We start from the raw sequence: 23,444 nt of genomic DNA on the forward strand, positions 1-23,444 counted from the left end.
TTCTAATTTTATTTTGAACATATCTACCCATTTCTTCCCATTAAAGAGCGTATTCTCTTTTTTTTTCGCTTAAAGTTTGGACAGTACAAGGGTAAAACTTAGTCTTGTAGAGTACAAAATATAAAATTAGCGAATATTCGCTATTAGCGAAAATCAACATGAACGGGGCAGAAGAACTCAACAAGTACAGTAAAACCCTCACACAGGAGGTCAGCAATCCGGCCGCCCAAGCCATGCTCTATGCCATAGGCTTGAAGGAGGAAGACATGTCAAAACCGCAAATCGGTATAGCAAGTACAGGCTATGAAGGTAACCCTTGTAATATTCACCTGAATGGCCTGTCCGTACACGTGAAAAAAGGAATACAGGCCAACGATATGGTGGGTCTGATCTTCCATACCATTGGAGTATCTGATGGTATGACTAACGGCAATGACGGTATGAGCTACTCCCTGCCTAGTAGAGATATCATCGCTGATTCCATAGAAAACGTAGTATCAGCTCAATGGTATGACGGATTAATCACGGTAGTGGGTTGCGACAAGAACATGCCGGGAGCCGTAATGGCCATGGCTAGAATCAATCGCCCATCCATCATGGTCTACGGAGGAACGGTAAGATCCGGCTCATATAAAGGCAAGAAACTAGATATTGTATCAGCATTTGAAGCTTATGGCAAAAAGATCAACAATGCCATTAGCGACGAAGACTATAAAGGAGTCATCCAAAACTCCATTCCAGGTCAAGGAGCCTGCGGAGGTATGTACACCGCAAACACCATGGCTTCCTCTCTTGAAGCCCTTGGCATTACCCTCCCTGATACCGCCTCTTACCCGGCCACCCACGAAGGTAAAATAGCAGAGTGTGTAGCCATTGGCGCTGCCATGAAAAACCTTCTGGAAAAGAATATCAAACCTAGAGATATCATCACACGCAAGAGCATAGAAAACGCCCTTACCATAGTAATGGCCCTGGGCGGTTCTACCAACGCCGTACTACACTACCTGGCTATAGCTCACGCTGCAGATGTGCCTTTGACTTATAAAGATATCCAGGAGATTTCTGATAGAACACCATTGATAGCCGACTTCAAGCCTTCAGGAAAATACTACATGGAAGAAGTACTCTCAATAGGAGGACTGCCTGCCATCATGAAGTACCTGATGAAGAAAGGACTTATTCATGGCGACTGTTTAACCATCTCCGGTAAAACAGTAGCGGAAAATCTTGCAAATGTTCCTGATCTTGATTTTGAAACCCAAGATATGGTACACCCTCTGGAGAATCCTTTGAAACCTAGCGGTCACATCCAAATCCTTTACGGCAACCTCGCTGAACGCGGCGGAGTGGCTAAAATCACCGGAAAAGAAGGACTTCGCTTTGAAGGCCCCGCAAAAGTATGCGACAAAGAAGAGGAAATGCTTGAAGCCATAGCAAAAGGGGAAATCAAAGAAGGTCAAGTCATAGTCATTCGCTACGAAGGACCTAAAGGAGGACCAGGTATGCCTGAAATGTTGAAACCTACCTCAGCCGTGATGGGTGCCGGTCTAGGAGATAAAGTAGCCTTGATCACAGACGGTAGATTCTCAGGAGGAACTCACGGCTTCGTGGTAGGTCATATTGCTCCTGAAGCATATGAAGGTGGAAACATTGCCCTGGTTAAAGACGGAGACATCATCAGCATTGATGCTGAAAGCAAAGAAATCACTGTACACGTATCTAACGAAGAACTCGCAGAAAGACGCAAAAACTGGAAACCACTTACTCCTCCATTCATTGAAAAAGGAGTATTGAGAAAATATTTTAAAACGGTGTCCGCAGCTGATGAAGGCTGTGTAACTGATAAGTAAACGATGAATACAAGCACAGCAACCGAGGCTTTAGAGACGGTTAGTACCGATCAATTCCTCACAGGTGGTCATGCCCTTATGGAATGTTTCCTTCAAGAAGGTGTAGACCTGATTTTTGGTTATCCTGGCGGGGCCATCATGCCTATTTATGATGCCCTATACGATTATACAGATCGTATTAAACATATTCTGGTAAGACACGAGCAAGGTGCAGGACACGCAGCGGAAGGATTTGCCAGATCAAGTGGAAAAGTAGGTGTCTGCATGGCTACTTCTGGTCCGGGCGCTACAAACCTGGTGACCCCAATCGCTGACGCCATCATTGACAGTACTCCCATGGTGGCCATCACAGGACAAGTTAACTCCTGGCTACTGGGAACAGATGCTTTCCAGGAAACAGATGTTATAGGCGTAACCATGCCTATCTGTAAATGGAATTACCAAGTCACTAACCCGGATGAAATACCAGAAGTGCTGGCTAAGGCTTTCTTCATTGCCAAAGCAGGTAAGCCGGGTCCTGTACTCATTGACATCACCCGTGATGCTCAAGTGAAAAAGATGACTAAGCATTTTTCTTACCAAAAAGTGGACAAATTACTGGGCTACAACCCTCGCTTGACACCAAAAATGGATCAAGTAGAAAAAGCTGCGGAACTAATCAACAAAGCCAAGTACCCTTATATCCTATTCGGACAAGGTGTTCTTATCTCCAAAGCTATGGAAGAATTCAAGGCCTTTGTAGAGAAGACAGACATCCCTTGCGCAAGTACCTTACTAGGTATTTCAGGTATCGAAATTGATCATCCCAACTATATGGGCTGGCTAGGCATGCACGGCATGTATGCTCCAAACGTCATGACAGACAAATGTGACGTGCTGATTGCCATTGGTATGCGTTTTGACGACCGCGTGACTGGAGATGCAGAGCTATTTGCCCGCCAGGCGAAGATCGTTCACATAGAGATTGATCCTGCGGAAATCAATAAGATCAAGCATGCTCATGCACCGGTAGTGGGTGACGCTAAAGAAGTCCTCAAACTTCTAACTCCATTGGTTGAAAAAAGAGACCTCTCCCATTGGAAAAATGAATTCAGAAAACTTGAGGTCCCTGAGAAGGAATTAGTAACAGATCGTGATCTGGCTTGCAAAGGAGAAATCAAGATGGCTGAAGTGGTCAAAATGGTTTCTGACAAGACCAAAGGAGAAGCCTGCATAGTGGTTGACGTAGGTCAGCACCAAATGGTTTCTGCTCGCTATTACGAATTCCGCAAACCCCATTCTTATATCGCATCAGGAGGATTAGGAACCATGGGATTTGCCATTCCGGCAGCCTTAGGGGCTAAATTCGGTGCCCCTGATAGAGAAGTGGTGGCTTTCATAGGAGATGGATGTTTCCAAATGACTATCCAGGAGCTTGGAACCATTGCTCAGAGCGGACTAGATGTTAAACTGGTACTTTTGAACAATAACTACCTGGGCATGGTGAGACAGTGGCAACAGTTGTTCTTCCAAAAAAGATACTCTTTCGTAGAGCTTCAAAACCCTGACTTTATCACCATAGCAAAAGGTTTCGGTCTAGAGGCTACAAAGGTTACTCAAAGAGAAGAATTAGAAGGAGCTATAGATCAGATGCTCGCACATAAAGGTGGTTTTGTACTAGAGATTCTAGTGGAGAAAGAAGAGAACGTCTTCCCTATGGTACCGGCAGGCAAAAGCGTTTCAGAGATCAGATTACAGTAATTAGAGAGAGATGACACAATATACCATATGCGTTTACGGAGAAAATGCCGTAGGACTGCTCAATAAGATCACGATTCTCTTTACCCGAAGAAGAATCAATATAGAGTCATTAACGGTGTCTGAAACGGTAAGAAAAGGAGTTTCCCGCTTTACCATTGGCATCAAACATGAAAAGAGAGAAGAAGTTGAAAAATTAGTAAGACAGATCAGAAAAGTGGTCGAAGTCTTGGCCGTATTTGGATACTTGAATCAAGATATCGTCTATAACGAGATCGCCCTATTCAAAATCCCTACTCCGGTAAATGCCAAACCTTTGGACATTGACACCATCAATAAGGTGTATAAAGCCTGGGTAGTGTATTGGGAATTGGACTATGTAGTTATAGAAAAGACAGGTTCTGAAGAAGAAATCTTTGAGTTCTTCAGATACTTAAAACCTCACGGCATTACAGAATTCGTAAGATCAGGTAGAGTAGCCGTAGGAAAAACCCCTCAAGGATTAGTAGAGTACCTTCCGGAAGAAATGGAATGGGAATATTCAGTTTAATCATCTAAAACAAAACATAAAAATGGCAAAATTAAATTTTGGAGGCATAGAAGAAGAAGTAGTAACCAGGGAAGAATTCCCATTAGAAAAAGCTAGAGAGGTATTGGCTGGAGAAACCATTGCCGTGATCGGATATGGTGTACAAGGTCCTGGTCAAGCCCTAAACATGAGAGACAATGGTCTTAACGTGATCGTTGGTCAAAGAAAAGGTAAAACGTATGACAAAGCCGTTGCTGACGGTTGGGTACCAGGTGAAACACTTTTCGAAATCGAAGAAGCTCTAGCTAAAGGTACTATCATCTGTTATCTACTTTCTGATGCTGCACAGATAGAACTTTGGCCTACAGTGAAGAAGTATTTGACAGCCGGTAAATCTCTTTACTTCTCTCACGGTTTTGGTATCACTTATAAAGAGAAAACAGGAATCGTTCCTCCTGCTGATGTTGACGTGTTCCTAGCAGCTCCAAAAGGATCAGGAACTTCCCTTCGTCGTCTATTCGTAGAAGGAAAGGGACTTAACTCTTCTTTTGCCGTTTACCAAGATGCTAGCGGTAAAGCAAGAGAGAAATGTATAGCTATGGCTATCGGCGTAGGTTCTGGATATTTGTTCGAAACAGATTTTTATAAAGAAGTAACTTCTGACTTAACCGGTGAAAGAGGTACTTTGATGGGTGCTATCCAAGGTATCTTCGCAGCACAATACGAAGTACTAAGAGAAAACGGCCACTCTCCATCTGAAGCGTTCAACGAAACAGTGGAAGAACTTACTCAATCCCTTATGCCTCTAGTAGCTGAAAACGGTATGGACTGGATGTATGCCAACTGTTCCACTACAGCTCAAAGAGGAGCTTTGGATTGGTGGAAACCATTTAGAGACGCAACAAAACCTGTTTTCGAAAAACTTTACAACAGCGTTAAAACTCAGAATGAAGCAGCTATCTCTATCGAACGTAACTCTCAACCGGATTACAGAGAGAAACTAGAAGTAGAACTTGCTGAACTTAGAGATTCTGAAATGTGGCAAGCCGGCAAAACCGTAAGAAGCCTAAGACCAGAAAACAATTAATCATACTCCCCGCTCAGGCGGGGATATTTTTTTTGTTGACTTCTACGAATTTTTCGTAGATTTGAAACATGAAGCATCTCACCTTAATTCTCTTTCTCCTGCCTTTCCAAATTTTGGCACAAATTAAAGGGCAAATATTCAGTGCGGGCGACAAAAAACCGGTGCCCTTCGCTGCGGTATTCATCAATAACTCCACCATCGGTACCACATCGGATGAAGAAGGAAGGTTTACCTTACCTCAACTCTCTCCAGGAAAGCACGAACTAATCGTCTCTGTATTGGGATTTGAGAAACATCTGGAAGTCATTAATGCTCCTGTAAACCAAGCGTTCAAAATCTACCTGACGGAAAAAAGTCAAGAACTGGATATGGTCCTGGTAAAAGCCTTTGATAAAGATGGCTGGATGACCTGGGGAAAACTCTTCACGGAATGCTTCATAGGCACAGGAACCAATGCCTCTCAAACCAAACTACTCAATTCAAAAGATCTTCGATTTAGACATAACAAGAAGGAAAAGATCCTCGAAGTATTTGCAGTTGCCCCTTTAAAGATAAAAAACAAAGCCCTGGGCTATGATTTAGAATACCACCTGGAAGTATTTCGAGTGGACTTTAATAACAATACCCAACTCTACGCCGGCTACCCTTTCTTCAAAGAACCATCTAAGCTCAGTAAAAAACAGAAGGAAAGACGACAAGCCTCTTATGATGCCTCATTAACCAAGTTCTTAAAATCACTCTATCATAACAAGCTTCAGGAAGACGGATACTTGGTAAGGAAGCTTGTAGAAGTACCTAACAGGGAAAAACAAAGAGTCAGAGCCTTGTATGATAAATACACCATCCGTGGATTTGATGAAAATGGATCCTCCTTCATCATCAGCGGTCCTAACTTACCACAAGAAATCTACACTCCAGATTCTTTGAGCTATTTCCAAAAGATTTTGGCCCAACCTAATGGTACGAAAAACCTATATAAAGATACCCTTAGTAGAAGCCAGATCTTAAAGAGAGACACTAAGGGCAACAAGTATATTCAATTCCGGGATTACTTGCATATCGTTAATACTAAACACTTAGAGGATCCGCTTTATCTAAGCTTCAATAGGGAATCCAGAACCGTAGGACCTCAGACATCCATGTTAAAAATGACGGAAGATGAACCCATTGAAATTCAGGAAAATGGAAATTATTTCCCTCCTTTGAACCTGATATCTATAGATTATTGGGGATGGTCAAATAAGATTGCTGATTTGCTGCCTCTGGACTATAAATCATCCACGCCGTAGACTTCGAAGTTTTCAAAATCTACCCCACTGTAGGCATCTGCGTAGAAATCCCTACTTAATTTCCTTACTGTTTCCTGAGAGGAAGCCCAAAACGGCTTTACACCGGGCAAAAGAAACTGAACACAAGTTTTCTCCCCGTAGAATTTGACAAAATAGTATTTCTTCTTTGGGAACTCACCCCTAAGTTCAAAATTAGACATTGGCACCGGGAAACCTGCCCAGTCCCCGTCACTGCCCGGATCTTCAGAAAGAACTCTCCATTGATGGGCTATGGGCTTTAACCTGTTTTCTTCTCGCAAAGCTTTTTTTAGGATCTTATCCGCCTCTTTAAAGGAGTAAAAGCCATGCTCTTCTAAGTATCTTCTTTTCTCTTCATTGACAAAGAAGGCACGGGCAAATTCAAGCTCATAGGAATCATGATATACATTATAAGCTTCCGTAATCTTTTCTTGGTGAAGAAGTTCTAACTGTTGCTTGCCCTTATAAAACCCAGCCGCATACAAAAGAACCAAGCAAACAGCCGTAGATAAATAGGCCTTTTTGCCCCATCTCCTGCCCACTATTACAAAGAACATGAGTAAAGGAAAAGCACCGTAGATCTTATACCTACTTTCTAAAACACTAGGGTAACCCGTAATCCAATAATTATATCGTAGGATGACAATCAAGCCTAAACTAGCTATAGAGAACAGGAAAACCATCTTCTCAAAATCTAATCTCCATTTCCACGGATAAAACATCTTCCAGATCACATACCCTATCACGAAAATCATGGATATAGCTACAATGGGCCATATAAAACTGTGCTGTATAAAGACCAAAATCCCTCCTAAGGAAAGAAAATACGCATAAAGCAACTGATAATTATACTTCATGATATTTTCCAAAATGCCCGCAGATTTGCTATCCCCGCCTAGTACCAAATAAAGTTGAAAGATGAGGATTACTAATAGCACAAAGGCCATCCTTTTCTTCTCCAAGAAGAAGTACAATATGATGAGACTGCTGGCAATGAATCCATTTATACTTCCAAGAGGCGTCAGCATAAATCCTAACAAAAATAAGCACCGCAACCATTTAGGAGCAGACTGATAATTCGTTGCCCCATAAAACAAGAAAATAGCTAAGCTGAAAGAGGCAAGTTGGTAAGTCCCCACATCATTCCTAAAATACATCTCATAAAGAAGTGGATTTAAGAACAATAAACAGGCAAAACTTATGGCCAAAAATTCTTTCTTTTTATAGAAATGTAAGGAAATACATCCCAGAAAAACCACTAAAGAAACATTACAGAAAATCAGTAGATGCTTAAAATTCAAGGCTCCGTCAATGAAAAACTGCGCCAAGACAGATAGACGCATCACAATAGGCCTACTTTCGTTTTCAGGAAGGGCCAAAGCTGCCCACTTATCAGGAGACTGTAAATAATGATAAAGATAACTTACAAATACCCGATAGTCATCTTTCAAAGGAAAGTTAATGGCATACTTTCCCAGAAGTATAAAGTGGAGGAGTATAGGAAGTAAACCGAGTGCCCAAACACTCGGTTTTCTTAAAGTCTTCATCATTTTTTCTTTTCAGCCAGCTCTTGAATCTTCTGATGAATCATCACTTGGTTAGAGGCAATTTTAGAGAACCCTCTTACGTCATCCCCTGACCATGCATTGTTCATTTCACCATAAGAACCAAATACATCAGACATGAGATCATAATCCGACTGAATACCTAGAACTTGGAAGTTATAAGGAGCTAATCGTACCCGAACCGTTCCGGTTACCGTTTTTTGACTATGTTCAAAATATGCCTCGATGTCTCTCAAAACAGGCTCATTAAAATGTCCTTCATGAAGTAACATGCCATACCATTCAGCTAGGTTTTGTTTCCAGTATTGCTGCCATTTGGTTAGAACATGCTTTTCCAATAGGTGGTGAGATTTAATAATGATCAAAGGTGCAGGAGCTTCAAATCCTACTCTACCTTTGATACCTATAATGGTGTCCCCTACGTGAGTATCTCTACCTATAGCATAAGGAGCTGCTAAAGCATGTACTCTACGGATGGCCTCCACAGGGTTTTTGAATCTGCGATTATTTACGGCTTTCAATTCACCCTTAACAAACTCTAAAGTAATCTCTGAAGGTTTCTTCTTCGTCAACTGAGTAGGATAAGCCTCTTCCGGTAAGTAATCCCAGGAATTAAGCGTCTCTTTACCTCCCACACTTGTTCCCCAAAGTCCTTGGTTGATGGAATAGGTAGATTTGTGCCATTCTCTCTGTACACCTTTCCCTTTCAAATATTCAATCTCCGCTTCACGGGATAATTTCAAATCACGAATCGGGGTAATGATTTCTGCATCCGGCACAATGATTCTGAACGCCATGTCAAACCTAACCTGGTCATTTCCTGCTCCTGTACTTCCGTGTGCAATGGCCGTAGCCCCTATAGATTTAGCGTATTCCGCTACAGCAACTGCCTGGAATATCCTCTCTGCACTCACAGAAAGAGGATAGGTATTATTTTTTAGTACATTACCAAAGATCAAAAAGCGAATACAATCCTTATAGTATTTATCCGCCACACGTGCAGTGTAATGAGTTTTTACACCCAAATCATAGGCTTTCTTCTCTATGTCTGCTACTTCCTCGTCCGTAAACCCACCGGTATCTACCAGCACGGAATGGACTTCCATTCCTTTGTCGTCTTTTAAGTATTTAACACAAAAAGAGGTATCCAATCCTCCACTAAATGCCAGTACTACCTTTTTCATTCCCTTTAAAAAAAATTTCCCGCAAATTTAGACTTTAAGTTCTTAAAAAACACCAATTTTCATTGGGGATTATTTTTATATGCTGCAATCAATTCTTTTAATCGGGATATTCTGTTTGCGGGACTAGGATGTGAACTGGAAAATTCATCCCTGTCCATATCTCCACCAGATGCCTCCGCTAAGATTTGCATTACTTCAATCATAGCCTCAGGATGATATCCGGCATTGATCATATACTTTACTCCAAATTCATCTGATTCTAATTCATCCTCCCTTCCGTATTTCAATAGCTTCATATTTGCCACATAGGAAGCAATCTGCCCCGCTCCCAAATCACCTGCAGATGCTGAAGCTGCTCCAGCCAAACCCTGATAAAGCTCAGTTTTTGCCATTTGTTCGGAAGAATGCCTATGAATCACATGAGCTATCTCATGCCCCAATACTCCGGCTAACTGATCCTCTGTTTTCAACCTACCCAATAATCCCGCAGTAATAAAAATCTGCCCCCCGGGCAAGGCAAATGCATTGACCGTCTTCCCGTCTCTTAGCACATAAAAATTAAATACATAAGGATTCTTGATCCCCTTATTATCCAATTCTCTGTTAAAGGCCTGAACCAATCTGTTACCCACACCACTCACCTGCTTTTGTACCTGCTCATCAGGATACAATCCTCCATACTCCTGAGCCATCTGAGGAGCACTTTGTAAACCAAGGGCCACTTCTTCCTCAGGGCTCAGACTCACCTTTTGAACTTCACCGGTCAATGGGTTTTCTTGAGACTTTCCTAAATAACTGAAGTAAGCCACTCCAGCTAAGACTAAGCCAATGATGATTCTAAATGTAAAACCACTGTTGCGTCTCATATGATTCAGTTTTAGGTTTCAATATTAGATGAAATTTCCCGTAATCCAATAATTGTGCCGATAAAGCTACTCCGAGGAAAATAATATTTTTCATTTTAAGCCAAAGTCCTTATTTTAGATGCCATAGTACTTAACCTTAAACACTCTCACCCGATGACAGATGAAGAATTACGGCAGATTGAACCTCTGCTCATGGATGATCCAACACGCTTTGTTATCTTTCCTATCAAACACAATGACATTTGGGAATTCTATAAAAAAGCAGAAGCCTCATTCTGGACAGCAGAAGAATTAGACCTTTCTCAAGACCATAAAGACTGGGCCTCACTGAATGACGGAGAAAGACATTTTATCTCTCATGTCTTAGCCTTCTTTGCTGCATCTGATGGAATTGTAAACGAAAACCTTGCGGTAGGATTTCTTTCAAATGTACAATACGCAGAAGCCAAATGCTTCTATGGTTTCCAAATCATGATAGAAAACATTCATGCTGAAACCTACTCCCTTCTCATTGATACTTATATCAAAGATACCACTGAAAGACAGCGGATGCTGAATGCCATTGAGACCATCCCTTGTGTAAAGAAAAAGGCGGATTGGGCTATACGCTGGATAGAGCAAGGTACCTTCATTGAAAGACTGATAGCCTTTGCTGCCGTGGAAGGAATTTTCTTCTCCGGATCCTTTTGTTCCATCTTTTGGCTAAAGAAAAGAGGACTTATGCCGGGGCTGACCTTCTCTAATGAATTAATTTCCAGAGACGAAGGTCTGCACCGTGATTTCGCCTGCCTTCTATATACCAAGTATATTGTAAACAAACTACCTGAAGAACAGGTTTACACCATCATTAAAGACGCCGTAGAAATAGAGAAGGAGTTTGTCTCTGACGCCCTTCCTGTTTCACTGATAGGCATGAATGCTCCGCAAATGTGTCAGTACATTGAGTTTGTGGCGGATCACTTGCTAGAATCCTTGAATCTTAAGAAGGTATACAATGCCACTAACCCTTTTGATTTCATGGACTTGATCTCTCTTCAAGGAAAAACCAACTTCTTCGAGAAGCGTGTAGGAGAATATCAAAAGGCAGGGGTGACTGCTGACAAAGACAAGATGAACTTCTCTCTGGATGAAGATTTTTAGAATGGTAAACCAACGGCAAAGTTCCAGATGATGTTTTCCCTACGCCATTCTTTGCTCTTTAAACTCATCTGATCAAATACCCAGCGGTTTGATTCCTCTAACCAAGGCTTCCGGAAAGGTGTGGCCACATCTATTCGGAACACGAAGATGCCAAAATCTAGTCGGAAGCCTATCCCACCCCCTACAGCCAATTCCTTCATAAAGTTCTTGGAAAACACTGCCCCTTCATCATAGATGTAAGGATCCTTAAACATCCATATATTACCCGCATCCACAAAGAATGCAGTACTAAACAGGCTGTTCAGTTTATACCTTAACTCCGTATTAAACTCTATCTTAATATCCCCCGTATTTGTGGCTACAAACTTCTCTGCGTTTGACTTACCTTCCGTGGTATACGTTCCCGGACCTACCCCTCTGGCACGGAAAGCTCTTAAAGAGTTATTTCCCCCCACAAAAAACTGATTCACGAAGGGCAGAGTATAGGAATTCCCGTAAGGTGCACCAATACCCACAATAGCACGGTTTGCCCAAGATACATCTCTAGAAAGTTCATACCTATACCGCACCTCATTCTCCACCCTTACAAACTGACTATATAGCTCCCCAAAAAACTCTCCTCTTTTTGACTCATCTTTTTTCAACTTATCAAAGAGAGTCAACAAGGTTCCGGCAGCATCTACTCCTCCTCTATAACTGAAGGTACTCTTCTTCCTACTGGTAGGCGTAATCACAATCTCATACCCGGATCCTATAATCAAGTTGTTATTCAGGATTTCCAAAAGTTGTGGATTCAAAAAGATCTCCTCCACAAATGCTGGTGTTAGGTTAGAAGATTTTACAAAGGTGAATTTGAACGGTTTAAATGCATGTTCTATCCCTCTACCTCTGGTCCAGGCATAACCCCATTCTGCACTTGCAGAGTTCAAATCATACAAGCCTCTCTTAATAAAGTTTTCGTAAGATATCCTCAATAAAGTTCTGGGTAATACCTTAGAATTCTCAGGGTCAATCTTGATCCAAGGTGCTATAAATCGTGGAAACTGCAAAGTAGTCCAAGCTCCCGTCCTATAGTTTTCATTGTATTCGGTGTCTACTCTTTTACCGCCCAACTGAAACTCGAAGTTGCCATTCACCCCCACTTCTATCCGTTCAGCGCCCTTAAAAGTATTGATGTTCTTCCAACTCAGACTCACCTGAGTACCCGCCAAACCACTGGAGCGGCTCAAGGCGTTTGTCTCAAAATTGATGGTCTTTTTCTTATTGGTCTGAAGATTATAATATACGTCTATCAAGGTGGAGTCTAAGCGGTTCACCACCGTAAACTGGCTTTGAATGGAGCGGAAATTCCCTAAACTTAATAGCCGGTTTGAGGTTACAGATACCGCATCATTATTGTACAATACCCCTGGACGGAAGGCAATGGCATCTAGGAAAATCTTCTCCTTATACTTCTTATTAGGGTCATCCAGAATCAAACCTCTAAAGAAGTCAAAAGAGGAACTGTCTCGTCTATTGATGACTGTAGGTTTATCTATGTTCACATAGATGTTATTGATCTGATATCTCTTCTTCGCCGTAGTGGGAATATGCTCTCGGGGTGCAACTTTAGCACTTAGTCGGGTGCCGGCACGATTAGAATCTATTTGAATATTGATGTATTCAGGTCGGAAATAATAGTACCCCATATTCCTCATGGAATTATACATCTCCTGCCTTTCTTCCTTGATTTTTTGGAGGTCAAAGTACTTCGGAAATTTAAAATGTTGAGAAAAACTTAGGAAATCCTCATTGAAATCCCCTTCTGAAGGTGGATCAATGATCACTGAATCTATCTGGTAACGCTCATTCGGCTCCACTTGATATTTTGCGAAGCCTAATACATTCTTCTCTTCCAGATCTCCGGAAACCCTTCCATCAAAATAACCGTAAGAATGCAGTATGGATTGAAGGTTAAGTACATTTTGATCTACCAAATAAGAATCTATAAATACAGGTTCTTCGCCTAGACGCTTTCTAAACCACTCTTTAAACCCTTTGTCCTTCTTCTTTGGTCCTAACCAATAATTAAAGGCTACTTTATAAGGGTAACCAAAAAGCATGGTATTGGGAGACGGGCGGGTAGCATCTTCTAAGATTGTCTTAAACTCAGGAACTTCTCCGCCTTTCAAACTGTCATGCTTCACCACTTTTACTTCCGCTCCTCCATACAAGCGTTTCTGCGGCGGGATCTTGTCCGCTACTTTACAGGCTTGAAAGACCTGAACAAATAGGATTAAGAGCAGTAGTTTCCTCATTTCTTTCTTTTCATCAATTCCCTCCAGGTATCATAGTCGATGGCTATGATAAAACCTAAACCGGTTTCTATCACAGATCCTTCCACGGCCGTTTGGTTTCGGTTTTTCCGGAATACTTTTAATCTATATCGACCATCCGTACTGATGAGCCAGTTGGCCTCCACATTATCAAAGATCTCGTCACTTTGTAATTCCTTGTTCTCTAATTCAAAGTTTTTACCTACGGAAAAGATGAGGCGGTCATTAGCCAACTTCTTACTCACCCCTAAATTCAGGTTCGTACTCCTATCGCTACCATCCGTAGTAGCCCCTCCTGAAGATTGTAAACCTACGTTCAAGTCCACCCCTTTGATCAAACCAGAGGCATACCGTTCCAGTTGGGAAGAAATGATCTGACTCACATTTCTTCGGGCTAAATCCTCATACCCTGCACCGGAAGAAGAGGTAAAGCTGTCTAAAATTTGGTCCATGGAGAAGCTACCTGCCACTAATAACATGATTGCATTCTGCTTCAACATCTCTTTATTCGCTGCGGTAACTGCCCCTTCGGAATCAGATTTCTTTTCGCCTCTGTCATTGACTATACTCCACCCTTGACCTTTTAAGTCTTCAGCTATGGAAGCCACCTCGTTCTCTTTGGCTACAATTTGAAAATCTACATCAGAAAGATTTAAAACCTCCCCTTTAAGAACCAGATCCACTCTTACATCCGCAAAAACCTTTTCCTTGACATCATCTAGTCCAGGATATGTACTCACATCCTTTCTACCCGGTACCTTATATTCCGCCGTGATATCCATGATTCCTTTGGTTGGATCTCCGGCAAATGAAATACTACTTCGGCTGCTTTCCGTGATCTCAAAACGCTTCTTGATGGTTTGGAAAGTCAATTCATAACTACCGCTACTGATCTGCAGATTACCTATAATGAAGAGCTCACCGGCATTATCAAAACCAATGTTCAACTTACCATTACCGGAAGCCGTTAACATGTCTCCCGTAATAGGATTCATCAGCATATTTATGGTGGTCTTTTGGTCTACATTAATGTTTACATTTAATGCATTCGCTAAAGACAACTGTGTCTCTGTACTTTCCTTTTTATTCTTCTCAGGATGTTTAAAATCCACAAAGGTCACCACAGCATTCAGGTCTTCACCTACACTTTCATCCGGTAAGAGTAGCGTCAAGTTTGTTCCCTCTCTGGAGGTAATATCACCTGTTATTCTGAATTCAGCGTTTCTACCTCGGATATTCAATTTACTGTCCAAATACGCAGTTCCATAGAACAACTCACTTTGTCCTCTTTCTGACTGTGCTATCAGGAAGTTATCTGTACTTATGTCCAAATTGTATCTAAACACTGGCAAACCGGAAAAGTCTACGCTTCCGTTAATGGTCATAGGCTGGTCTTTAGCATCCTTCACCACGAAGTCCTCAAATCTGAGGCGGGATTGAGTAAGCTCTAGTTTTTGCTGATCAATCTTCAGAAGACCTGCCGTTTCTTTTATTCTTAATTCTGCATTATTAAAAGCTAAAGTACCGTTGACATCTGGCTTAGACACCTCTCCCTTGATACTTATCTCCCCTAGGATAGCCCCTTTCATGTCATAGGCTATATCTTTTAAGAAGGGCTCTACGGCATGCAAGTCTAATCCACCCATATCTAAGACAAAGTCCAGCGCTTCCTTCCTTTGGCTATAATATTTCCCTCTTAATTCAAACTCATTATTCGAACCTGCCAGGGTAGCGTTTACAGTAATGGTCTCCAAATTATCACTCTCAGCTTTGGCTTTTAGATCACCCAGCACTACCTGATTAAAATGGAAGTCTTCGATTTCCGCTTCGCCAACAAAAGCCAAGTTACCTTCACCCATGTATTGGCTGACTTCTAAATCTAGATCCAGATAACCTGAAACCAACAATGAATCCTGCAAAATGGCCCTAGACAAGAAGTTCAGATCCAGATTTTCCGCAAAGATGGCTAAAGGAGCATTAGTTGCCTCCGCTGTACTATTTATCCTTAACACTTGACTTCCTGAGGAGAATACTATGTTATCTACATATAGGCCTTCAGGTGAATAATCTATATAACCATAAGGGTTCCCCCCCCATTCTTCATAAAAGAGCTTACTTCCGGTCTCATCAAAACTCAACCTGACTTTTTTCCCATCACTTTCCAGAAGCCCTGCCAATGAGTGAATTTCTGTATCCAGACTGTCTTTCACAGACAAGTCAAAACTTGCCGCATTATTCTTTAAACGTCCATGCAGATCCGCCTTCCTGAGACGGAAAGAAGGATTTGAGATTTGATCAGAGAGTAACTCGTAATCTAACTGAGTACCGTTTCCTTTGAACTCAAAGGTAGTATTGACCACATGTATGGAATCATACACCAGGTAAGGCACTTTAAGCAATCCTGTAAATGGTAAGTCACCTTCAGAGCGCAAAGCAGAGTTGATGGTAATAGGTTTAAAATCCCTGATTCCCGGTACAAAAACGGAGATAACAGGATCATATTCTACCGTACCATTGATATCGAAATAATAAGCCAAACTATCAGAAGGAGGAGTAAAATCTGGGAGTTTAAAGTACTTATTAACCTCATTCTTGAGAATGTCCGCTAACCTATCGTATTCAAAATTACCGGAAAGAGAAAGATTTACGAATTCGCCTTTCAAATCCAGTCTCTTATCCAGTTCTCCATATTCTGTTAACACACTCAACTCACCAATTGGGAACTGTGTGGAATCTGTGGAAACTTGTATTTGTGTTCCCTTGAAATCTATGAATGGCTTTTTCAAGTCGGCTACTAACCTATTGATATCAAAATTCCCTTTGAGGTAGATCCTATCTTCTGTGATGCCAAGTGCTTTTAAATCCAGATGTTTAACATCTGCATTTCCTGTTAGCAATATGGCCTCTTGACGCATATCCACTTGGGCATCCAGACTCAAACGTGCTTTGGGGTCATCCAACTGAGCTTTGGCATCAACCAATTGATTTGCTAAAGTTCCGTCTAGACTTAAGTTTTGATATACTTGTCCCGCCCAGGAAGCTTCTTCTACCTTCCCATCAAATTTTACGTTGGGATTTTCAAATCCTGAACCCTCAAAATTTACCAATGCACTGATATTTCCCAGTTGAGGATTTTGGATCAGTTGTCCTACACCAAAGTTTTCTATATAAGCAGAGCCCCCATAACTTGGAGTTTTAGAAAGATTCTTTAGGTAAGCGTTCAGCCGGGCACCCCCATACGTGGAATTAAGATAAGCATCTGCCTTTAGATCCTCTAACGTTCCTTTTACTTTTCCGTTCAGCACCATGAGGTTAGGTAATCTCATACTATCCGGAAGAGTTACATATTTTGCCAGGTCACCGGGATGGGTTGAGAAATCTTTGATAGCCAGATCCATACCAAAGACCTCCCCAAAACTCAAGCTTCCGTTAACTGTCACTCGGGTATCTGAACTTGCGGTCAGATACACATGGTTCAAATTCAATTTTTCAGGAGTACCTGTAATCCTACCTTTTCCCGTCAGATAATCCTGATGTGATTTAGGCAAGGTTTGTTTAAGAGATGAAGCAAAGTAAAAGGCATCTGCAACCGCCACCTTCAATTCCGGAATGACTACATCAAATTGGGTCTTTTGGAAGTTAGCAGTATCTAATACAAAGGTGCCATTTGCCTTAAGGAGTGATCTATTCGTTTCAAGAACTAAGCCTTCCACTCCCCCATCCTGGCCTTTTAAAGCCACTTTACCCTCCAGATGTTTGACTGCTAATCCACTCTTTTCTTCGACTTTCAGCTCTTTTACTTCCAGAGCCAGGTTTCCTTCGCTGTAAACTACGTTTTCTAGGTCTATACTGCCTTTTGTCAGCTCCAAATCAGAATAGTTGATTTCTCCTTGAGGAACCCTCTGAGGGTTTTTCTGCGCAAAACTTATGGCATCAAAGCCAGCGTTAAGGGCTTTCACATCCACTTCTAGTTGAGGCAGATTGATATCTTTAGGTTCCAAATGCAGGGCTACATTTTGTCCCTTGGTTAGCTGTTCTCCTAAGTCAAAGTTCCAGTTTAGGTTCTTAGCGTCAATGGTTTTTAGTCGGATATCAGGAAGTACTCCAGAGGAGCTGGTATCCGTAGAGCTTTGGCCTAAACTACCTTGTACATAGAGGTTTTCCACTAGAAGCGGTTTTAGGTCAAACCTACTCTTTTCCAGATCCAAGACATCAAAACCGGTATTTAGAAGGCCCAGATGGACGAGGAACCTTTGACCGGAATCCTGATCATCATAATCCACCTTAATGGATTTCAAATCCACGCCTGTCAGATTAATCTTTAAAGAAGAGCTATTGGTATCCTTAGGTGTAGGTTCAGAGGCAAAAGCATTCAGAATAAAGTCGAAGTTAAAAGCCTCATCCTTCTTTTTGAGTTTTACAACGGCGTTCTCTAATTCTACTTGTTCAATATAGAGCTCATTATGCAGCAGTTTCATCAGAGCTACATCTAAGTGAGCGCGCTGGGCATATACTAGGGTGTCATTAGACAAGTCCCTAATAAGTAATTGATCTAATTGAACCCAATCCGGCAGAGAAAAACTTAACCTTCCTTCAATGGGAGTCCCTATCTTTTTGGACAATCCATTAAAGATTAAATCGCTCAACTTCTTCTGACCGGGTGTAGAATTAAAGTAGAGCAGGATAGCCACCATTGCTCCCAGGATCACCAAAATACTGATGCCGAAGACCTTGAGTGTTTTTCGTATGGAGCTTCCTGTCATAAAGAGGAATTATTGCACAAATATATGAACCAATCTATTAACGAAGGTAAAATGAGCTTTCCTGCCTAATATAAATAAAAAAATTAGAGAAAAGCCAATGGCCTTTCTCTAATCCATGCATTACTATTACTTATTTACCTACAGGAAAGCTCACTCCGGCTGAAATTCCGAAGTTGCTGGTTTTGCTATCCACCTTCACCGGACCGAAATTGTCCACTGCATTTAAGAAGCCTTGTCTATAGGTAGCTTCTACAAAACCTTTCATTTTGCCGTTTAAAGGCATTTCATATCCTAGGCCAACTACTCCTCCTAAGTCAAAGTTCTTGAAGTTCATGTTTACATTGTAGTTCAAGTCTATCAATCCTAGGATGGAATTACTCATGGTATGTCCCACCATAAAGCCTAATGACGGACCGGCTACCACGTATGGGGAACCTTCTCCTTCAGTAGAAATGTTATATTTAAATAGGAGCGGTATATCTATATAGTCCAGATTCAGACGTGCATTAGCTAAATTCCCAATGATCTGCCCGATAGTCCCCGAGCCTAGATTCAATCCCTCTAACTTCCCACCTCTTCTGTTATAAGCTATCTCCGGACGGAAGCTAAAATTTGCATCCAAAGGAATCTCAGCGAAGAGAGCGCCTCCACCCGTTGCCATGTATTTTAGGTCCTGACCTAAACTTTCAATTACGGTAAATTTAGGAATGTTTGTAAGGTTTAAGGATCCTTTTGCACCAATGTTAATACCTTGTGCCTGAGCCGCTCCGGTAGTCAAAACCAGGGCAATCGCCACTTTTAAAATGCTTTTCATCTTTTATGTTTAATGTCTATACACTTTAGACGAAAAGAGTAGGCAAAAGTATTGTTAAGGCATTGTTAATCTCTGAATTTTCTCTCTTAATGCCATGATTTCGTCCTGTGAAAGATAGGGGCTACCGTTTTCCAAGCCTTCTTCCGCATACGCTTTCATAGAAAGATCAAGAGCCTTCTGAACATAAGTCCTCCAAAGCAAAGGTGAATCCGGCTGAAATTCTAAAGCATAGAAAATCAAATTGTAGGCATCTAGTTTTCTTCCTTCCTTACTTAAAGCATCCGCCGTCTTCACCAATACATAAGGATTTAAAGGCGCTTTCTTCACTGCTTCTAATGTGGGAGCTAAGCTTTCCGACTGTCCACGTAAAGCAGAATCCACTTTTATTCTTATCTCTGGAGTATTCAACAGAGCTGCCGAAGATTCATCACCAGAAGATTTCAGAAATTCAATGGCTTTCGTATAAGCACCTTCATTCATCAACCACATGCCCAGGTTCTGTTTATACACCGGTGCCATTTTTGATGGACTGTCGCCCAATGTCCTCATGGCCTTGATCCCGTCTAACTTATCCTCTCTATAGTATTTTTGCATAGCATAAGCCCATGATAAAGGCTCAAAGTACTCTTCGTTTTTCTGTTGAATCTTCCTAACTTCCTCAGCAGTCACCTTTTCATTCTTAGTAAATCCGTGACTCAGGGAATTCAAAAGATAGGCGGCTCTACTGACATCAAGTAGGGAATCCTTTTCTAATCTAAAATCTGATAAATCCAGCTCTTCCCCTATTACTCTAGCCATAGCGGCTCGGTTAGCTTTGACACTATATCCTTCACCCCCTTTGCTTAAGGCGCTCATCTCTTCCCATTTTTCAGGCTTTCCGTTTGCTATCCAAAAAGCCAGGAAATTGGCATTCTCAGGTGCACATTTAGGACATAAGTCCATGGCCTGATTAATATTTACCAAGACGGAATCCATCACCCCAGCACGTTCCTGTAAATGTGCGAGATTCGTATAAAGTTTATGCTCTTGAGGAAACAGCTTCGTTCCCTCTTTTAATTGGAACAAAGCATCAAAATAGAAATCCTGAGCATCTAAATATTGGCTAAGACCTAAAATACTAGCTAAGTTCGGCTGCTTTTCTCCTGCTTGTCTATAATAAATCACAGCATTTACATCATCTTTTGCCTTCACAGAAAGGGAGGCTAATGCCAGATTCGACTTTTGATTATAAGCATCAAAACCTGCAGCACTTTTGTAATAGGTTTCTGCCGAACGAAAATCTCCTTCCAACTCATAGAAATCTCCTATGGCATTATGCAATCCTGACTTGAACTGATAAAGAGAATATTGACTCTTTAAGGCAAATAGGAAGAAAATCACAAACAAGGCAGCCACTCGGGCAATAATAAAGGATAAGAACGGCGGCTTATATATGACCTTATGAAAAGGAAGTCCTCCTTTGATCAAGGGCCAAAAGTTCAGTAGCGAATAGGTCAAGAATACTCCCCCTCCCGCTACTGCGGAAATGCTGGCAAAATCTTCTAAAAATTCTATCAAAGGAGTATTATACGTGCCATAAGCAAAAGCCCAGGTTCCTAAACTAACCAAAAACAATCCTAGATAGACCCAGAGGCCTACTCCTAGATAGGTGAACCATTCTTTCTGTTCCGACAATTTTCTGAAACCCCAAATACCCAACAAGCCATTACTAACAAATACCAAGAATGCCGGTGGGATATAAGACCCTGTACTGATCCTGTTCGAGTTCTCCAAATACACCAGTAGGGCATTAAAAAGGAATACCAATCCCATGATCAGGACTTCCATCAAGCTACTTTTCTCTTTTACCGCCCTGTCAGAGACTATGCTAAGCAGAGCAGAAACTATCTCATGCGCACACAAAAACATGAAGAGCATGCTGAGAAGAACGCCTATGCTTACTCCATAATGACTCAATGCAACCACAGGCACATTAATCACTGAAAACTTCAGGCAAACAAGAACAAGCAGAATCCATACTCCTATCCATATGCCCAAAGTTTTAAAAACATTCAGGCTCTTAGCGGCATTATGCGTGAAATAGTAGGTTAGTCCACAAATGGTAAAAGCCACTAAAAAAGGCCAACGGTGTGCTGTCAAGAACAAATTTTCCGGTCGGACAGCCACTAAAACCCCACCTAATAACAGAGCTCCTACCAAAAACCAAACCCCTCGTAAGCGGGAAAGACCATTTAGGATTAAGCTGGTCCCTAGCAGTAGAGCAGCTAAATAGATATAACTAAGTACAGGTGAAAGTTGGATAGTAGAAGGCGAGTAATATTCATTCACGTACCACAGAGGTGCAGTGGAAGAGAAAGAAAACTTATCCCAGTATAAAGCCGGAGTTTGAACTAATTTTTCCCTCAACACTGACACTACATCCCAGTGAACCACATTCTCCAGCCCCTTTGACTTTAGAAAAAAGGTGTATGCAATAAGACCTATTAAACACAGAAAGAAGGCAAAAAATAGGATCTTTTCCTTTTTTGACCAGTTTCCCCAGAAAATCCAATCTTCTTTCATCAATTCTCTTAGTATATTTGTCGCGAAAAAGAAACATCTATGACTATACATAAAGAAGGTACAGGAACCCTGCTGATCACTATAATCGCCCTTGCAGCTATTAACGCTATTGCATGGTTCTATGCATCAGATCTTGTCCAAAATATTTTATGGATCTTCAGTGCCTTATTCTTTTTGATAGTCCTACAATTCTTCCGCAAACCTACAAGAAAAACCCCAATAAACCCACAGCACATCATTGCTCCGGCTGATGGTAAAGTGGTAGTTATCGAGGAGGTTATGGAGACAGAATATTTTAATGACAAGCGTATTCAGGTGTCTATATTCATGTCACCGTTGAATGTACATATTAACTTCAATCCGCTTTCGGGGATTGTTTCTTACTTCAAATACCATCCGGGTAAATACTTGGTAGCTTGGCATCCTAAGAGTAGTACAGATAATGAACGTACCACTATAGTGACGAAGCATGAAAACGGCACCGAGGTGTTATTTAGACAGATTGCCGGTGCCTTGGCCCGCCGCATTTGTTGGTACGTGGACAAAGGAACGGTCGTTACCCAAGGTCAAGAATTTGGCTTCATCAAATTTGGTTCAAGAATTGATCTTTACCTTCCATTGGATGCAAAAATAAACGTGAAGATCGGCGATAAACCCGTAGGAGGTGAAACCGTCATCGCTGAACTATGCTAAGACCTTGCTATAATTCCTCATGTATTGAAGCCGGAGTCGATGAAGCCGGCAGAGGATGTTTAGCCGGTCCGGTAGTTGCCGCCGCCGTCATTCTTCCTCCTGGTTATGAGAATGAATGGTTGAATGATTCCAAACAGCTCAGCAAGGAGGATAGGAACCAACTCAGAACAGAGATAGAGAATATCGCTGTGGCCTTCGCCGTAGGCCAAGCTTCTCACGAAGAGATTGACAAGATAAACATATTACAGGCTAGCTTTCTAGCCATGCACAGAGCCATAGAGCAATTGAGCACTAGGCCTGACCACCTGCTCATAGACGGAAATAGATTCTCCCCTTACCCTCTGATTCCTCATACCTGTATAGTGAAAGGCGACGCAAAGTTCATGAACATAGCTGCAGCCTCCATCCTAGCTAAAACCTATAGGGACGAGATCATGGAGATCCTTTCTCAGGAATATCCTCAATACAAATGGGAAGCCAATGCCGGCTATCCCACCATTTTTCATAGAAAAGCCATACAGGAGCACGGGTTTACCCCCTACCATCGTATGACTTTCCGGGTTAAAGTGTAGTGTCGTGAACTACCACTTTGGTCCAAAAATGAGAGAAATTCTTGATGGCTTCCAGGTGAATAGGATGATTTTCATAAACCCCTACTTCCTTAAGTGAATCAAAGGTCACTATCAGGTTATAAGAAAAGGAATTATCTACCACCGGTCTAGGGTTCGTAGCTGCCGGTCTACCGTAATTCAGGGTCTTTATTTCAGGTATCTTCCTCAGCTCTTCAAAAAAGGCCACAAAATCTTCCACTTCCTTTTCTGTCAAATCTTCCCTCAACCAGAAAAGTACATAATGTAAAACACCTCCTAAGGATGCTTCATTTTTTGGAGCTCCACAAGCCGTTAGAAGACCTCTTGAAAGGGCCAAACCGCCCACGAAATCGCGTCTATTCATAGCTAATATTTGGTTTCTAAAAGGAAAGATAAGAAGATTTTCAGCATTTCGTAGTATTTTTAAAGCTGCTATTAAAAT

At 41.6% G+C, this 23,444-nt stretch carries 16 protein-coding genes; 8 read left to right on the forward strand and 8 right to left on the reverse strand.

Annotated elements, in window-relative coordinates; genetic code table 11:
* Positions 1-158 precede the first annotated feature (158 nt).
* The 5 genes from ilvD to LBYS_RS11335 all read left to right on the forward strand — a co-directional run bounded on the left by ilvD (position 159) and on the right by LBYS_RS11335 (position 6,492).
* Entirely contained in the window at positions 159-1,850 is a 1,692-nt protein-coding gene (gene ilvD / locus LBYS_RS11315) for a dihydroxy-acid dehydratase (RefSeq protein WP_013408991.1), read from the forward strand.
* Positions 1,851-1,853: 3 nt separating this feature from the next.
* Complete coding sequence (gene ilvB / locus LBYS_RS11320) at positions 1,854-3,590, forward strand: biosynthetic-type acetolactate synthase large subunit (protein WP_013408992.1); 1,737 nt, start codon at positions 1,854-1,856, stop codon at positions 3,588-3,590.
* A gap of 10 nt (positions 3,591-3,600) precedes the next feature.
* Positions 3,601-4,137: an acetolactate synthase small subunit gene (gene ilvN, locus LBYS_RS11325; RefSeq protein WP_013408993.1), complete on the forward strand. Its 537-nt coding sequence runs from the start codon at positions 3,601-3,603 to the stop codon at positions 4,135-4,137.
* 22 nt (positions 4,138-4,159) lie between these two features.
* Complete coding sequence (gene ilvC / locus LBYS_RS11330) at positions 4,160-5,203, forward strand: ketol-acid reductoisomerase (protein WP_013408994.1); 1,044 nt, start codon at positions 4,160-4,162, stop codon at positions 5,201-5,203.
* Between the two features lie 68 nt (positions 5,204-5,271).
* A complete protein-coding gene (locus LBYS_RS11335; RefSeq protein WP_013408995.1) occupies positions 5,272-6,492 on the forward strand; it encodes a carboxypeptidase-like regulatory domain-containing protein in 1,221 nt (406 codons plus the stop codon).
* Here LBYS_RS11335 and LBYS_RS11340 read toward each other — a convergent pair.
* The 3 genes from LBYS_RS11340 to LBYS_RS11350 are packed head-to-tail and all read right to left on the reverse strand — an operon-like array spanning position 6,471 to position 10,125.
* Entirely contained in the window at positions 6,471-8,060 is a 1,590-nt protein-coding gene (locus LBYS_RS11340) for a hypothetical protein (RefSeq protein ID WP_013408996.1), read from the reverse strand. The two genes, LBYS_RS11335 and LBYS_RS11340, sit on opposite strands and share 22 nt — an antisense overlap.
* The gene (locus LBYS_RS11345) at positions 8,057-9,259 is read right to left on the reverse strand and encodes an argininosuccinate synthase (protein WP_013408997.1); all 1,203 of its coding nucleotides are present in this window, start codon (positions 9,257-9,259) and stop codon (positions 8,057-8,059) included. Before LBYS_RS11345 ends, LBYS_RS11340 begins: the two co-directional genes overlap by 4 nt.
* 59 nt (positions 9,260-9,318) lie before the next feature.
* Complete coding sequence (locus LBYS_RS11350) at positions 9,319-10,125, reverse strand: M48 family metalloprotease (protein ID WP_013408998.1); 807 nt, start codon at positions 10,123-10,125, stop codon at positions 9,319-9,321.
* A gap of 153 nt (positions 10,126-10,278) precedes the next feature.
* Between LBYS_RS11350 and LBYS_RS11355 the strand changes: the two genes are divergently transcribed.
* Positions 10,279-11,265: a ribonucleotide-diphosphate reductase subunit beta gene (locus LBYS_RS11355; protein ID WP_013408999.1), complete on the forward strand. Its 987-nt coding sequence runs from the start codon at positions 10,279-10,281 to the stop codon at positions 11,263-11,265.
* Here LBYS_RS11355 and tamL read toward each other — a convergent pair.
* From tamL to LBYS_RS11375, 4 genes are all read right to left on the reverse strand, one after another.
* Entirely contained in the window at positions 11,262-13,562 is a 2,301-nt protein-coding gene (gene tamL / locus LBYS_RS11360) for a translocation and assembly module lipoprotein TamL (protein ID WP_013409000.1), read from the reverse strand. The genes LBYS_RS11355 and tamL overlap by 4 nt on opposite strands.
* Positions 13,559-18,343 carry a translocation/assembly module TamB domain-containing protein gene (locus LBYS_RS11365; protein WP_013409001.1) on the reverse strand — a complete coding sequence of 1,595 codons (4,785 nt, stop codon included), beginning with the start codon at positions 18,341-18,343 and terminating at the stop codon, positions 13,559-13,561. The genes tamL and LBYS_RS11365 overlap by 4 nt, the downstream gene beginning before the upstream one ends.
* Before the next feature lie 130 nt (positions 18,344-18,473).
* On the reverse strand, positions 18,474-19,157 hold the full coding sequence (locus LBYS_RS11370; RefSeq protein WP_013409002.1) for a porin family protein: 684 nt from the start codon (positions 19,155-19,157) through the stop codon (positions 18,474-18,476).
* 54 nt (positions 19,158-19,211) lie between these two features.
* The gene (locus tag LBYS_RS11375) at positions 19,212-21,719 is read right to left on the reverse strand and encodes a tetratricopeptide repeat protein (protein WP_013409003.1); all 2,508 of its coding nucleotides are present in this window, start codon (positions 21,717-21,719) and stop codon (positions 19,212-19,214) included.
* A 39-nt stretch (positions 21,720-21,758) separates the two neighbouring features.
* Here LBYS_RS11375 and LBYS_RS11380 point away from each other — a divergent pair, with 39 nt between their 5' ends.
* Entirely contained in the window at positions 21,759-22,412 is a 654-nt protein-coding gene (locus tag LBYS_RS11380) for a phosphatidylserine decarboxylase family protein (protein ID WP_013409004.1), read from the forward strand.
* Entirely contained in the window at positions 22,406-22,984 is a 579-nt protein-coding gene (gene rnhB / locus LBYS_RS11385; protein ID WP_013409005.1) for a ribonuclease HII, read from the forward strand. Before LBYS_RS11380 ends, rnhB begins: the two co-directional genes overlap by 7 nt.
* Here the strand turns inward: rnhB and LBYS_RS11390 are convergent.
* Positions 22,974-23,366 (reverse strand): Dabb family protein, encoded by a 393-nt coding sequence (locus LBYS_RS11390; protein ID WP_013409006.1) that lies wholly within the window; start codon positions 23,364-23,366, stop codon positions 22,974-22,976. The genes rnhB and LBYS_RS11390 overlap by 11 nt on opposite strands.
* Positions 23,367-23,444: the final 78 nt, after the last annotated feature.

Origin of the sequence: Leadbetterella byssophila DSM 17132, assembly GCF_000166395.1 — a bacterium.
In the GTDB taxonomy this organism is placed as follows: Bacteria; Bacteroidota; Bacteroidia; order Cytophagales; family Spirosomataceae; genus Leadbetterella; species Leadbetterella byssophila.